Source organism: Mucilaginibacter polytrichastri (assembly GCF_001911425.1).
GTDB classification, from domain to species: domain Bacteria; phylum Bacteroidota; class Bacteroidia; order Sphingobacteriales; family Sphingobacteriaceae; genus Mucilaginibacter; species Mucilaginibacter polytrichastri.
This window is the reverse complement of the sequence record NZ_MPPL01000001.1, coordinates 5,551,334-5,566,559: the sequence shown is the minus strand read 5'-3', so window position 1 is coordinate 5,566,559 and position 15,226 is coordinate 5,551,334. Positions and strand designations below refer to the sequence as shown.

At 41.9% G+C, this 15,226-nt stretch carries 13 protein-coding genes; 4 read left to right on the top strand and 9 right to left on the bottom strand.

What is annotated here, in order from left to right; translation table 11 throughout:
- The first annotated feature begins 87 nt into the window (after positions 1–87).
- Positions 88–1,200: a dual-specificity RNA methyltransferase RlmN gene (gene rlmN, locus RG47T_RS24185; protein ID WP_074492607.1), complete on the top strand. Its 1,113-nt coding sequence runs from the start codon at positions 88–90 to the stop codon at positions 1,198–1,200.
- A gap of 30 nt (positions 1,201–1,230) precedes the next feature.
- Complete coding sequence (locus RG47T_RS24180; RefSeq protein ID WP_074492606.1) at positions 1,231–1,929, top strand: ComF family protein; 699 nt, start codon at positions 1,231–1,233, stop codon at positions 1,927–1,929.
- A gap of 234 nt (positions 1,930–2,163) precedes the next feature.
- On the opposite strand, the gene RG47T_RS24175 is transcribed toward RG47T_RS24180, so the two are convergent.
- From RG47T_RS24175 to RG47T_RS24165, 3 genes are read right to left on the bottom strand one after another with little or no spacing between them, the layout of a single operon-like run.
- Positions 2,164–5,289 carry a PAS domain S-box protein gene (locus tag RG47T_RS24175; protein WP_074492605.1) on the bottom strand — a complete coding sequence of 1,042 codons (3,126 nt, stop codon included), beginning with the start codon at positions 5,287–5,289 and terminating at the stop codon, positions 2,164–2,166.
- A 14-nt stretch (positions 5,290–5,303) separates the two neighbouring features.
- A complete protein-coding gene (glyA, locus tag RG47T_RS24170) occupies positions 5,304–6,575 on the bottom strand; it encodes a serine hydroxymethyltransferase (RefSeq protein WP_074492603.1) in 1,272 nt (423 codons plus the stop codon).
- Between the two features lie 23 nt (positions 6,576–6,598).
- Positions 6,599–7,354 (bottom strand): segregation and condensation protein A, encoded by a 756-nt coding sequence (locus tag RG47T_RS24165; protein WP_074492601.1) that lies wholly within the window; start codon positions 7,352–7,354, stop codon positions 6,599–6,601.
- Between the two features lie 134 nt (positions 7,355–7,488).
- Here RG47T_RS24165 and dxs point away from each other — a divergent pair, with 134 nt between their 5' ends.
- Together dxs and RG47T_RS24155 are read left to right on the top strand one after the other, a co-directional pair.
- Complete coding sequence (gene dxs / locus RG47T_RS24160) at positions 7,489–9,417, top strand: 1-deoxy-D-xylulose-5-phosphate synthase (RefSeq protein ID WP_074493738.1); 1,929 nt, start codon at positions 7,489–7,491, stop codon at positions 9,415–9,417.
- A gap of 294 nt (positions 9,418–9,711) precedes the next feature.
- Entirely contained in the window at positions 9,712–10,029 is a 318-nt protein-coding gene (locus RG47T_RS24155; RefSeq protein ID WP_074492599.1) for a GIY-YIG nuclease family protein, read from the top strand.
- 127 nt (positions 10,030–10,156) lie between these two features.
- On the opposite strand, the gene RG47T_RS24150 is transcribed toward RG47T_RS24155, so the two are convergent.
- The 6 genes from RG47T_RS24150 to lptC form a co-directional block, all read right to left on the bottom strand.
- Positions 10,157–10,450, bottom strand: a complete 294-nt coding sequence (locus RG47T_RS24150) for a hypothetical protein (RefSeq protein ID WP_074492596.1) — start codon at positions 10,448–10,450, stop codon at positions 10,157–10,159.
- A 2-nt stretch (positions 10,451–10,452) separates the two neighbouring features.
- Positions 10,453–11,031, bottom strand: coding sequence for a DUF3109 family protein (locus tag RG47T_RS24145; protein ID WP_074492594.1), 579 nt, complete (start codon positions 11,029–11,031; stop codon positions 10,453–10,455).
- Between the two features lies 1 nt (position 11,032).
- Entirely contained in the window at positions 11,033–11,821 is a 789-nt protein-coding gene (locus RG47T_RS24140; protein ID WP_074492592.1) for a DUF3108 domain-containing protein, read from the bottom strand.
- Positions 11,822–11,830: 9 nt separating this feature from the next.
- Positions 11,831–12,346 (bottom strand): DUF2480 family protein, encoded by a 516-nt coding sequence (locus tag RG47T_RS24135; protein WP_074492589.1) that lies wholly within the window; start codon positions 12,344–12,346, stop codon positions 11,831–11,833.
- Positions 12,347–12,418: 72 nt separating this feature from the next.
- Positions 12,419–14,527, bottom strand: a complete 2,109-nt coding sequence (locus RG47T_RS24130; protein ID WP_245770794.1) for a peptidylprolyl isomerase — start codon at positions 14,525–14,527, stop codon at positions 12,419–12,421.
- 124 nt (positions 14,528–14,651) lie between these two features.
- Positions 14,652–15,182 (bottom strand): LPS export ABC transporter periplasmic protein LptC, encoded by a 531-nt coding sequence (lptC, locus tag RG47T_RS24125; RefSeq protein ID WP_074493736.1) that lies wholly within the window; start codon positions 15,180–15,182, stop codon positions 14,652–14,654.
- Between the last annotated feature and the right edge of the window lie 44 nt (positions 15,183–15,226).

Genomic DNA, 15,226 nt, shown 5'->3' with positions numbered 1-15,226 from the left:
TCTCAACAACCTAAATGTAGTTCACAATCCCAACTAAATAAACACAATTAACTCTCAGTTGTTGTTTTTTAATTTTACAATTAAAGGATGAGTTTCAAAAATCAATTTTTTAAAATTCAGTACCTTTGTAATGTGAACAGCAATAAAAGTAAAATTGATATCCGAAGCCTTAGCTTAAATGCTCTGCAAGAGCACTTTGTAAAAATGGGCGAAAAAAGCTTCAGAGCCAAACAAGTTTATGAGTGGCTTTGGCAAAAATCGTGTATTTCATTCGAGGCGATGAGCAATATTTCAAAAGAACTTCGTCAAAAACTGGATGAGAATTTTACCATTAATAACGTAAAAATCAACAACTCACAGTTTAGTGCTGATAAAACTATAAAAAATTCTTTTATTTTACACGATACTCATTTAATTGAGGGTGTATTAATACCATCTGATGACCGGATGACAGCCTGTGTATCATCGCAAGTTGGATGCAGCCTTACCTGTAAGTTTTGTGCTACGGGATACATGGAGCGTAAACGTAACCTTAACCCCGACGAAATTTACGACCAGGTTGTGCTGATAGACCAGCAAGCAAAACAGAATTATAATGTACCGCTTACCAACATTGTGTATATGGGCATGGGCGAACCTTTGCTCAATTATGCCAACGTACTAAAATCGGTAGAAAGAATAACAGCCGAAGACGGGCTTAACATGTCGCCAAGGCGCATTACCATTTCTACTGCAGGCATTGCCAAAATGATTAAAAAACTAGGTGATGACCAGGTGAAATTTAACTTGGCATTATCGCTGCATGCGGCAAATGATATAAAGAGAAATGAAATTATGCCCATTAACGAGCAAAACTCTTTAGATGCACTGGCTGATGCGTTAAAATATTATTATGCCAAAACTAAAAATGCTGTTACCTACGAGTACATTGTTTTTGACAACTTTAATGACACGCTGCAAGATGCCGCCGAACTGGCTAAATTTTGCAAACACCTGCCATGTAAGGTTAACATTATTGAGTATAATCCCATTAGCTTTGCGGCATTCTTAAATGCAGATGGTGATAAGATTGAAACTTTTGCTGCTTATTTACGTAAGCAAGGCATAATAACCAATGTAAGGCGCAGCCGTGGGAAGGATATTGATGCTGCTTGCGGCCAGTTAGCCATAAAGGATAAAGAAAAAGCCGAAGCCGGTTAGACCTTTAGTAATATTTTTACCATTTTACCTATGAATTTAAACCGCGGCTATCTCGCGGATTTTTTGTCGTTACTTTTTCCGCAGTTGTGCGAGGCTTGTAACGAGAAATTATCCGGGCAGGAAAAACTGATTTGCACCAATTGCTTATATCACCTCCCATATACCAATTTCCATCAACAGGCAGATCATATTGTAGCACAGCAGTTTTGGGGTAAAATAGCATTAGAAGCCTCTTATGCCTTATTTTACTTTACTAAAGGCGGCAAAGTGCAGCGCCTTATGCACCACCTGAAGTATAAAAACAAACCACAAATAGGCACCCTGCTTGGCCAGATTGCCGGCAACCAGCTTGTTGTTAACGACAAATTAAAATCGGTTGACGTGATTATCCCTGTACCGCTGCACCCTTCGCGCATGCGTAAAAGAGGTTATAACCAAAGCGAACACTTTGCAAACGGGTTAGCCGAGCGGCTAAAGGCCATCGTATCTGCCAAAAACCTGGTACGTAGCAAAGCCACAGAAACGCAGACACAAAAGTCGAGGTATGCAAGGTTTGAGAATGTGAAATCTGTATTTGTAATAAAAAACCCGGAAGCATTAGCAGGTAAACACATTTTACTGGTTGATGATATTATGACCACAGGCTCCACCCTCGAATCGTGCGGGCAAATACTTTTGCAGATTGAAGGGGTTAAACTAAGTATTGCTACTATTGCTTACGCAGAATAGCTAAGCTATAAATTAGCTGCTCACTATGCCATAGCTATAACCAGCATTGTACCGATACGGAGACTGTTATAGATACCGGACCAGCATTAATCAGCACGAAAAATTAAAATAAAAAAAATCGAAAAAATACTGAAACCTTTATAACTGCTTGTTACGTATAAGTACACGGAGCGTTTATTAGATAGTTAAAGCAGGGATCATCGAAAGATATTCCTGCTTTTTTTATGCTTTAATTTATTGCTTTTGAAATTTGCTCAGCTTATCAAACAATTGCTTAGGGTCAAAGGGTTTTAACACATAATCATTCATCCCGGCTTCATGAATCTGGTTCATTTGATTATTAAGCATAGATGCCGTAAGCGCAATAATGGGTAATTGCTGAAAGTATGTATCCCGAAGTGCCCTAACTGCTTGCGCGGCTTCTAAACCACCCATTATGGGCATGTGGATATCCATCAACACAACATCGTAATTACGGTTGGCTGTAATCATATCTACCGCCTGTACGCCGTTTTCGGCAAAATCTGCAGTAGCTCCCCATTTTTTTAATACTTTATTAATTAGTAACCGGTTGATTTGGTTATCATCAACTACTAAGGCATGTAAATTTAATCCTGACTCCACTTGGTTGTTTTTAGCTGTGGCATCGTCCTTAACCTTATTAAGGGTTATTGCAAACCAGAAAGTAGTTCCCTGGCCAGGTACGCTGTCAACGTTTATTCTAGAATCGTGCAGTTCTACTAACCGCTTTGCTATCGGCAGCCCCAAACCGGTGCCGCCATAATTACGGGTAGTATCCGTTTCGGCCTGCTTAAAAGACTCAAATATAGTACTTAACTTGTTTTGTGCGATACCAATACCGGTATCTGTTATGCCAAACCTAATACGTACATCTTTTGCAGATTGTTCAATCACCTTTAACTCAACGGTAACGCCACCCGCATCAGTAAATTTAACAGCGTTACCTACCAAATTTAATAATATTTGCGTCAGCCTTGTTTTATCGCCTATTACCAGTTGCGGTACGGCATCATCAACAATCTCTTTCAAATAAATATCCTTACTGCCTGTTTTATATTGCATAGATGACATTACACCATGCACTATTTCTCTCAGGCTGATATTTACTTTCTCCAGCTCTACATTGCCGGTCTCTATCTTGGTAAAATCGAGCACATCGTTAATGAGCGTCAGCAGGTTTTCGGCAGAAAATTTAAGAATATTTAAATTTTCCATCTGCCCTTCAGACGGGTTATCCTCTATCAGCAAATGCGACATGCCAATAACTGCATTAAGCGGCGTGCGAATTTCGTGGCTCATTACCGAGATAAACATATCCTTGGCATTACTCAACTGCAGGGCTTCTTCCTTAGCCGAGATCAGTTCAATCTCTACCTTCTTTTTGGCCGTTATATCTATAATAACTTCAATATACTTTTCTATTTCTCCTTTATGGTCAAGTATTACCGAGTTAATTACCGAGATCCACACCGGCTGGCCGCCTTTGCGGTAAACCAGCAAATCAACCTCAAAAGATTGCTTATTTTTGGAGAGCTCGCGCGCTTTTTCAATAATAGTTACATCTGTAAGTTCGCCCTTAAGCACATCTCCCAAATGTTTTTCAGCAACATCATTAACAGTATAGCCCGTAATTTTGGTAAAGGCGCTGTTTACCCATTCTACCTGGCCCGCACTATCATTAATAACAATGCCGCTCAGTGTGTTACTGGCTACCAGCGATAACAGGTTTAGCTGCTCTTCTGCCTTTTTACGGGCTGTAATATCAACCGCAACCATTATTTGCCGCTCAACAGTACCTGCTTCATTAAAATAAGGGCTGTTCGATAAAAATACCCAAACCGGCGTTTTATCGCGGCGATACAACTGTACCTCAATTTCGTAAGGCGTATGGTTTTTCATCATCTCGGCAGCTGCCTGCAAAACTTCAAGGTCTGTTTCGGGGCCCAGTAATTCCTGCCCGAAAGATTTACCTTTCATTTCCGACAGTTTATACCCCGTTATCTTCTCCAGCGCCTCATTCATCCAAACTATATTGGCTTGGCTGTCCCTCAGTAAAATACCACTCGGCGATTTACTTGCCGCCGACGACAGAATTTCCAGTTCCTGCTCGGTGCGCTTACGGTCTGTTACATCATTAATTATCCTAATTTGCCGCTCTACCTCCCCGGCTTCATTACGAAGCACAGAGTTAATAATAGTGATCCATATTTGCGGCCCATCTTTCCGGTTAATTAAAAGATCGACTTCGTAAGACTGCCTTGTTTCAATTAAATGATCAAATTCTGTTACCGAAGCAGAATCAGGTAGTTTGCCCTTTAATACATCCCTTAAATGGCGGTTATATACATCATTGGCACTGTAACCCGTAATCTGTTCAAATCCGAGGTTAGTCCAAACAACCACATCGTCGGCATTACTGATTACTATACCATTATTAACCTTGCTGGCTACTAACGAAAGTAATTCCAGATCTTCGGTTATTTTCCTGTTTTCAGTAATATCCCTGCCGCTGGTATACCATTTATCGCCAAATGCTTTTACGCTCCAGCTAATCCACCTTAAATTGCCGCTATTAGTTATTATCGGCGTTTCTATTTCAAAGGCCTGCCCGTTGCCTGCATCACCGCGTATCAGCTTTAATAGTTCTACCCGCTTATCTTCCGGAAAAAAGTTCCAGATTGGCTGTCCAACAGCTTCTTCGGGCTGATAGCCGAGCGTGGTAGTTACGGCTTCATTAATGAGCAGGATGTTAAGTTCGTTATCGGTAATAATATGAACCTCTGGCGAACTGTTAAACAGATTATAAAATTCCTTGTGCCAAAGCAAGTTCTCTTCGAGCTCCTTTTTTTGCCTACGTAATACCAGATTAGAAATAACTTCAGTCGCCAGTGTTTTCAACGCATCGCGCTGCATATCAGTAAGTGCCCTGGGTTTGGTATCAAATACGCACAGCGAGCCTATAGAAAACCCTTGCGGGTCAACTAAAGGCGCACTGGCATAAAATCTTATATTAAGTTCGCCTGTTGTTACCAGGCTATCGGCAAAAAGATCACTTTTAGTAACGTCTGGTATTTCAACCAGGGTATCGCCCATAATGGTGTGCCTACAAAATGATTCTGCCCTTGGCGTTGACTGAAAATCTAAACCGCGTTTAGCTTTAAACCACTGCCTGTCCTCGTCAATAAATGAAATAAAAGCTGCAGGCACTTCACAAATATAAGAGGTTAACCGTACGATAGCATCATATTGCTCTTCGGGCAGGCTATCCATAATATCATAGGAGTGCAGGGCCTCTAATCTCTGTTTTTCATTGGCGGGAAGGGGGTGCCGATCAATCATTTCATTTTCTTAACTTATTTGTACAGCGGAAATTTCTCAGTAAGCAGGTGAACACTTTTACGAATTTTTTTAATGAAATGTTCCTTGTCGTGGTTAGTAATAACAGCGTCTATCAGGCCTACAATTTCTTCCATATGCTTTTCTTTGAAGCCCCTGGTGGTAATTGCTGCAGTACCTACACGTATACCGGATGTTACAAACGGCGATTTATCATCATAAGGCACCATGTTTTTATTTACGGTGATGTCTGCCTCGCCCAAAGCATTCTCAGCAGCTTTGCCTGTAATGTTTTTATTGCGCAGGTCTATCAATACCAGGTGGTTATCGGTACCGCCGGATACGATGTTATAGCCCAGCTTGATAAATGCCTCGGCCATAGCTGCACCATTCTTTTTAACCTGCAATATGTATTTCATATAGTTATCGCTCAATGCTTCGCCAAAGGCAATCGCTTTTGCAGCAATAATATGCTCTAACGGGCCACCCTGAGTACCCGGAAAAACGGCTGCATCTAAAAGTTGCGACATCATTTTCACTTCGCCTTTAGGTGTTTTTAGTCCCCATGGGTTTTCAAAGTCGTTACCCATCATAATCATACCGCCACGTGGGCCGCGCAGGGTTTTGTGGGTGGTGGTAGTAACAATATGGCAATGCGGCAGCGGGTCTGTTAATAAACCGCGTGCAATTAAACCAGCCGGGTGCGAAATATCTGCCAGTACCAAAGCACCAACCTCATCTGCAACCTGGCGAATAAAAGCATAATCCCAATCGCGCGAGTATGCAGATGCACCGCAGATAATCATTTTAGGGCGTTGCTCTAAAGCTACAGCTCTTAGTTGTTCGTAATCTATGTAACCGGTATCGTGCTTAACACCATAAAAATGCGGTTCATATAATTTGCCAGAAAAATTAACCGGCGAACCATGCGTTAAGTGACCACCGTGCGACAGGTCGAACCCTAAAATTTTATCGCCGGGGTTTAAGCAAGCCAGCATAACTGCTGCATTTGCCTGTGCGCCAGAGTGTGGCTGCACATTAGCCCAAACCGCGTTAAAAAGCTGCTTTGCGCGTTCAATAGCAATGGTTTCAATTTCATCAACCACTTCGCAACCGCCATAATAGCGTTTGCCCGGCAAGCCCTCGGCATATTTGTTGGTTGCAACAGAACCTGCCGCTTCCATTACCTGCTTGCTAACAAAGTTTTCTGAAGCAATAAGCTCCAAACCTTTTTCTTGACGTTCCTGCTCTTCGTCAAGCAGGTTAAAGATTAATTTGTCTCTTTTCATAAAATTAAATAACAGCGTTCTTATTAGTTGAGCTCAGCTTGATCTGCGGCCGAAACCCAAAAATTGTTATAGCCCGTACCTACCTGAATTTGAACCAATTGCTGCTGCAGCATTTCCAATAAAGCTAAGAAATTATAAACAAATTGAACTTTGTTTTCTGAGATTTTGGAAATGGTTGCAAACTCCAGCCTTTTGTTAATAGCCAGTAATTCGGTCAGGGCCTGTTTTTGTTTTTCTATTGTGTATGGATATTGTACTACCGTATGTTTAACCGGCTCGGTGCGGGTAAGCCAGCGTTTTGATAACCTGTCATGCACCAGCATCAGTTTGTATAATGTTATAGCGCTTAACTCTTCGCCGGGCAGGGGCACTTCTTCTACCTGCTGCAAATCATGCAAAATATTGCCCCGTTTTTCCTGCATCAGTCTTACTTCTTCCAGGGGGCGCAGTTCTTCACATATTAGCTTGAATCTTTTATATTCTATTAGTTTTTGTATGAGATCTTCCTTAGGATCTACCTCGTTGCCCCCTTCGGCATCGTAACGCGGCAGCAGCATTTTGGCTTTGATACGCATCAGCGTTGCCGCTACGAAGATAAATTCGCTGGCCACTTCCATATTAAGGCTGGTCATTTGCTGTAGGTAGCTCAAAAAGTCGTCTGTAATGCGTGCTATGGGTATGTCACGAATCTCCAGTTCATCGCGCTCGATAAAAAACAGTAACAGGTCAAACGGTCCTTCAAACTGGGGTAATTTTATTTCGAAATGATCTTCGGACATAAAGCGCTCAAAAATAAGCTATTCAGATTTAAAAGTCGAACACAGATTGCATGAAACATTTTTTAACCTTCATTGTCAGTTATTTTAGGAAATATTTAGCTTACTTTGTAAGTTACAAAAGCGTAAAGGATTTAATGCAAGTACCCGCAGGCGACTTACTACAGAAAATTAACTCACCATCTGATTTAAAGCAATTTAGCGAAGATGAACTAGAGCAGGTGTGCCAGCAGCTGCGTCAATATATTGTTGACGAGGTGTCGGTAAACGGTGGCCATTTTGCCGCCAGCTTAGGTGTGGTAGAACTTACCGTTGCCTTACACTATGTTTTAAATACACCATACGACCAACTGGTTTGGGACGTAGGCCACCAAGCTTATGGCCACAAAATACTTACAGGCCGCAGGGATAACTTCCACACCAACCGTGTTTACGGTGGCTTAAGCGGTTTCCCTAAACGTACTGAAAGCGAGTACGATACTTTTGGCGTAGGCCACTCATCTACTTCTATTTCGGCTGCATTAGGTATGGCCGTTGCCTCGCATTATAAGGGCGAGAACGACCGCCAGCACGTTGCCGTTATTGGCGATGGTGCTATGACAGCCGGTATGGCTTTTGAAGCGCTGAACCATGCAGGCATCGAGAACACCAATATTTTAGTGATCCTGAACGACAACTGTATGTCAATTGACCCTAACGTTGGCGCACTAAAAGAATACCTGACTGACATCACCACGTCTAAGCCCTATAACCGCTTTAGAGATGATATCGCATTTGTATTAGGCAAACTATCGCAAGTTGGGCCCGATGCCTTTAAAATAGCCAAAAAACTAGAGAAAAGCATCAAAGGAACCTTGCTTAAACAGAGCAACTTCTTCGAGGCACTTCAATTCAGATACTTTGGCCCTACCGATGGCCACGATGTAAAACACCTGGTAAAAGTGATCCGCGATCTGACGCAGATTCCCGGGCCTAAAATTTTGCATTGTGTTACCATAAAGGGTAAAGGCTACGCACTTGCCGAAAAAGACCAGACCAAGTGGCACGCCCCTGGTTTATTTGATAAAATTACCGGCGAGATCAAGAAAACACAGTACGAAAAGCCACAACCTCCAAAATATCAGGATGTATTTGGCCATACCATTATTGAGCTTGCCGAACAAAACAGCAAAATTATGGGTATTACACCCGCCATGCCATCTGGCTCATCATTAAATTTAATGATGAAGGCCATGCCTAACCGTGCGTTTGACGTAGGTATTGCCGAACAGCATGCCGTTACTTTTAGCGCAGGTTTAGCTACACAAGGGCTGGTGCCTTTCTGTAACATCTACTCCAGTTTTATGCAGCGTGCTTACGACCAAGTGATCCATGATGTGGCTATCCAGAAACTAAACGTTGTTTTATGTTTAGACCGTGCCGGCCTTGCCGGTGCCGATGGCCCAACCCATCATGGCGCTTATGACCTGGCTTACATGCGCTGCATCCCGAACATGACGGTATCGGCCCCGATGAACGAGGAAGAATTGCGTAACCTGATGTACACGGCCCAACTGGAAGACAAAGGCCCCTTTGTGATCCGTTACCCGCGTGGTAATGGTGTAATGGTAGATTGGAAACGTCCGTTTAAAGAAATACCAGTAGGTAAAGGCCGCAAAATTTGTGATGGCGAAGAAGTTGCCATCTTAACCATTGGTGCTATAGGTAACGAAGCCGCAAAAGCTATCGCTGCCCTTAATACCGACAGCTACTACCCTGCCCATTATGATATGCGCTTTGTTAAACCGCTTGACGAAGCCCTGTTGCACGAAGTATTTACCAAGTACAGCAAAGTAATCACGGTTGAAGATGGCTGCCTTGAAGGCGGCATGGGAAGCGCCATATTAGAGTTTATGGCCGATAACAATTACAATGCACAGGTAGTACGTTTAGGTATCCCCGATAAATACATTGAGCACGGCGAACAACCCGAGCTTTGGGCCGAGTGTGGTTACGATGCCGCAACAATTGCCCAAAGGGTAAAAGATCTGGGGGCTAGACAAGGCGCGCATATTATTGCATCGTAAAAGAGAGTCAGGAAAATAGATATTCTCATGGTACTCGATTTGCGGGTGCCATTTTTTTGTCATTCAGAGCGCCAGCGAAGAATCTTCTGCGATTTGTAAGGTTACTTTGCAAAGTATAGAAGATTCTTCATTACATTCAGAATGACAAACTTTATAATTTACTTTAATCAATAACGCCTTTGTCATTCAGAGCGCCAGCGAAAAATCTTCTTCGATCTGTAAAGCTGCTTTACAAATTATAGAAGATTCTTCATTACATTCAGAATGACAAGTGGAGTTTTTTTAACTTAGGATATGCCTAATTACAACTTCTTCACATATATCCTCACGAGCTATAATAAAAGAGTATTATATACAGGCGTAACAAATGATCTTGATAGAAGGTTATTCGAGCATTACTTCGGGCTGGATCAGCCCAACAGTTTTACAAGTAAATACAAGTGTTATTATTTAGTATGGTTCGAAAGACATCAATATATCGACCATGCAATTCAAAGAGAGAAAGAGATAAAAGGCTGGATTCGCAATAAAAAGAATAAGCTAATTGAACTTGAAAACCCAAGTTGGAGGTTCTTAAATACGGAAATTATGGATTGGCCGCCTGTGAGATAATTAATTCTTATCATTCTGAATGTAATGAAGAATCTTTCTCGATAGAAATAGTTTATAACATACAGTACGAAGAAGATTCTCCGCTGCCGCTCTGAATGACAACCTGAGGCTCTCAATTCTCGACTCTCTACTGCAAAGCCTTCACCACCGTTTGCCCAAACCTTAGCGTGTTAACATCAAAGTTTAATGCTTCGAAACGGTCTTCGTCGATATCTATTACTACGCCGCGCTCATTGATGCCTTTGCCGCTAAATTCTATTTCGATGCCGAGATCTGCGAAGCCGGAGCGGATGAAATCCCGGAGCGTTTCGGGCTCTTCATCATTACTAACGGTAACAGTCTGGTCCAGGTCTTCTATAACCAGGCAATCGTGATTACCTGATGCAATTTTTTGGATAGTGGTTAAAATCCGGGCTTTCATTTTTACAAGTGTGACAGATCTGCACCATCCATAAAATCTTCGAGTTCGGCATACCATTCTGCACCGTATTTACGAATCAGCGGGCCTTTTAAAAACTCATGTACTTTTACCTTAAGCTCGTCACCAAATGAACATGCCGGGCTGCAAATACTCCAGCGGTCGTAGTTAAGCACATCAAACTCCGGGTATGCCGTAATACGGATGGGGTATAAATGGCACGAAATTGGTTTCTGCCAGGTAATGGCGCCTTGCTCATAAGCTTTTTCAATGGCACATTTGGTTATCCCATTTTCCCAGGTAACGTAAGCGCATTCTTTATTGGTATCTACACAAGGTGTGGTGTAGTCACCTTCAAAGTCGGTTACGTGTGTACCCTGGTCTTCTACCGCTTTTATGCCCTTGGCGGTCATATAGGGTTTCACCTTAGGATATATCTCTTTCAGCACGCCAAGCTCGTCATGGTTAAGCGGAGCGCCCGCGTCGCCTTCAATACAGCACGCGCCTTTGCACTTGCTTAGGTTACATACAAAATTTTCTCTTACTACATCCTCATGCAGTAATACACTTCCAACTTCTATCATTCTATTTCATTACTGCATTTAAAGGAAACTTAAGCCCCTTTGCATCGGTCAATTCCATGGTAAGGCTGCCAACTACCACTTCTACATGTGCCTTTACCGGTATGCGGTTATTATCGTCGGTTATCCAAAGGTACAACTTACTATTTTTACGAAAGATGTGCCCCGGTATAATGGTTGGGCTAAACTTTAAACAATTAAAAGTACCCAAAGCACACTTAACTTTTTCGCGGCCTATAAAAGTGATGCTCAGGGTTTGGATGCCATTATCTAAAAAATAACGCATATCAAACGTTTCGCCAATTTTTAGTTTTGACACATCCAGATTGCGGGCAAAGTAATAAGCCGACGGAAAGTCAAAAACCTTACCGTTGAAAGGATAAGTACCGCTATTGGCCGTTATTTTATCATCCCCATGGTTAAAGGCCACTTTATCGGTATGATGCCAACTGCCCTCGTGCCTGTTTTCGGTATATAAGTACGGCAGTAAGGTAGTTTTATCAATGTATGATTCGTACCGGTTACGAACCTTGTAAAAAACATCAAAGCTGCCAGCGGTGGCTCCATCCGCTATAATGTGGTAGGCAGGCTTCCCGTCAAATTTAACGTCGCTTTCTTCTATTTTCAGATGGGCCTCGGCAGCGGTAAAAATGCCGTACTTCATCCGGTAGTTTAGTAACTCGCCAGCTTTAAAGGCCGTATCTGCTAATTTATCGGGCATGGCAACCGGCTCGTTAAATGCCAGTAATATACAACCCGATAATAGTATAAAAACGAAAAAAGCCTTCCTCATTGATTAAACTTAGTCTTTTCTTTTATAAATAGGCACGGTAGAGCATGGCTCGCCAAACATCAAACTTTTAGCCAATGGCGTAAGTTTGCTGGTTAAAGCTACATAAGCAGCCACTGGTACCGGTGTATCGCCACAACCTTTTATTACCAAACGCTGGTCGCGGTATTGTTCAAAGTCTGTTTTCTCTATCTGGCGTTCAAATAGTTTCGATTCTACGGTGTCGGCATCACCAAACACAACCTCTTTGGCATAAGGTGCAATGCGGTTGGCCAGCAGCATAAATGCCCAGGCCGGTACAATGGCATCGGCACTGCACGTTATACCTACAATCTTGTCCTGGTATTGTGTCCAGTCGTGCCCTTTTACAAACTCACGAAAATCCTTTTCCCGTAATATCAATCCCTGGAAGAGATTACCGGCTATATCATAGATCACACGTTCGCCTGCCGGATAAAAATCAGCGGGGTCAAGTGTTACTAATCCGCTTTGGGCAACCTTATTCACAAAATTTTCCTGAATTTCCATAGCTCCTTAAATAAAAAAATCCGGAACAGGTATTATAACGCTGTTCCGGATACAAAATTACGGTATTTTATACTATAAGAATTTAGCTCTGTAATCTTTTACATTCGCCTTATCTTTCAGGGCATCAAAAACCTGGTTGTCGGCGCGTTGTAACATCGCCTGGCCAAGCTGTTGTTTCACAGTAACGGCATTGGTTAATGGTGCAGGGTTAATAAAGCTATTAAGCACATATACATAAACACCATGATCGCCCGCAATTGGTTTGCTTACCTTGTTGGGTTGTGAACCGAATATAGATCCGATCAGTTTATTTTCCTGAGCTATGCCTGGTAATACAGGGTTAGCAAAAACAATATTCTCTACAGGTACAACAGTTGCACCCGCTTTTTGAGCAACCTGATCTATTGAAGAAGCGCCATTAGCTGCTGCCTGTAATTTCTCGGTTAGCTGTTTTGCTTTTACAATATTTAACACCGCAGGCTGGATCTGTTTTTTAACAGCATCTAATGCTAAATAGCCTTCTAGCTTAATTTCGGTTACGCGTGGTACAATATATTGGGTACCTACTGTAAATGCTTTATCGGCAATATCACCCTTATCTGCTTTAAATACCCATTTAACTACTTCACGTGCGTTATCTAAACCTGGCAGGCCAGCTGCAATACCGGTAACATCCGGTGCGGTTTTAACTTCTAAACCTTCTTTTTTAGCTTGTGCATCAAAATTATCGCCGTTTGTTGCAGATAAGAAGGTTTGCGCCTTGCTAAATGCTTCAGACTGTGTTTTGCTGCTTGCCAATAATGGCCTGTCAACAGTAGCCACTTTAACCACTTTTGATGAACCTTTTTGATCTTCTATCTGTATAACGTGTACACCAAATTGGCTTGTTATCACTTTCAGGTCGCCTTTTTTACCGTTAAATACGGCATCATCAAAAACAGGCACCATTGCGCCACGGCCAAAGGTACCCAGCTCGCCATCTTTTTCGGCTGATGCTTTATCAATAGAATACATTTTTGCAAGGTCGCCAAATGACTTGCCGCCTTCAATCAGTTTCTTAATAGAATCTGCCTTGGCAATAGCTTTAGGCAAACCACCTTCAGTAGCTGGGTTAATTAAGATGTGGCGGGCCTTTACAGAATCCGGGCCAACTTGCTCATCAACCAGTTTTGATACTTTGTAGCTTCCGTTAGAAACATAAGGGCCGTATACAAAACCTTTAGGTGCATTAAACATTACAGAATCAATCTTTGGATCGAGCTGACCTTTATGTACAAAAGCAAGCGCTGCTTTGTTTACCGCATCGATAGCATTGATTTGCACAAAAAGCGAATCATTAGTGCTTGCTTTAAAATCAGCAGCCAATTTATCGGCCTGTAATTTAATTGCAGCAGTATCTTCTTTAGATGGTGCTGCGTTAAAGCTTACATATTTAAAGGTTCTTAACTCTTGTGGGTTTTTAAATGATGATTTGTGCTCATCATAATAAGCCTGATAATCACCATCGCTGATGGTAACCTTGCTATCTGGTACAGCAGCATAAGGAAGCGTTACATATTTAAAGTTAGCCAGCTTATTTTTTGCTTCATAGTCATCAGTAGCTTCCAGCGAGTTTACATATAAACCGTTATGAACGATGGCCAAATATTTTTCCATTTTTTTGGCATCGATACGTGCCGCCACAAAATCTGCCCATTGCGCGCGCATCGGGTCTGATGCAGGTGCATTTTGCATATTGTTTAAAAACTGGTTAAGCTGCGCACGATCTAACTGACCTGTTTGCGGATTAGTAAAGTTACGGGCAACCTCAGGATCTGGGTTGGTACCGCTAATCATACTCTTTGTTTCATCAGCACCTACTACAACGCCAACTTTCTCAACCTCTTTTTTGAAGATGATCTGGCTTAAGTATTGGTTCCAGGTAATGTTTTGTACATAGCTGGTTAACTGCGGCGTAAGGTTTTGGCCAAACTGCTGCTGATATTGCTTTGTATTTTGATCTAACCTGGCACTAAATGCCTCATAATTAATTTTCTCGCCAGATATCTCACCCACTGTGGTTTGATCGCCTGTGAAAAAAGACTTGCCATACTGCACTACTTCCCCCGCAATAAACGCAAAAAGTGCCAAACCGATAATAACGACAACTATCGTCCCCATCCGGTTGCGCAAAAAACTCATTAAACCCATATACCTATTTACTTTATTATAATAATTTCTGCTTTTTATCAGTTAAAAGAGCGCGCAAGATACAATTTTTACTAAAATTTTACATCACAAAATTTTAGTGCTAAAAAACAATGTTTTATTGCGAAATGTTTTGCTTTACATTGAACTTCCCATTGGTGTTTGGAATGTCCCATGGATCAAATCTTTCATTGGTAACCAATGACGATCCGTGTATAATGCTGCCATCTTTTGTAGTTATGGTAACCGGCTTTTGAGAGGTAACTTTGTGCGTGGCCTGGTCGTATATCAACTGCTCTGATTTAAAAACGCTGCCTTGTGCATTATTGGCCACCACGTTTTTATCCATTTCTATCAGCTTTTCATTTTCTTTAAAAATGGCATAGTCTGATCTGACGGTGCTTGTTACCACCTGGTTACTATCTAAAAACGTAATTTTCACGCTTTTAGTCATCTCATAATAAGGCGTTTTTGTAGTATAGTGTATCAACAACGGGGTTTCCATCTTGAATTTCACATGTGCCGAATCGCTAAATAATGCCGTAACACCGGTGGTTCGCTCGGCAGGTACGTCGGTTTCTTTTGAAGAAATTTCGTGAATCTTTTTCAGATCGTTCTCGCAGGCACATAACAGGGTCGTGGCAAGCATTAGCGGCCAAATAAAAAGCTTAACCGTGTACCTAAACCTGTAAA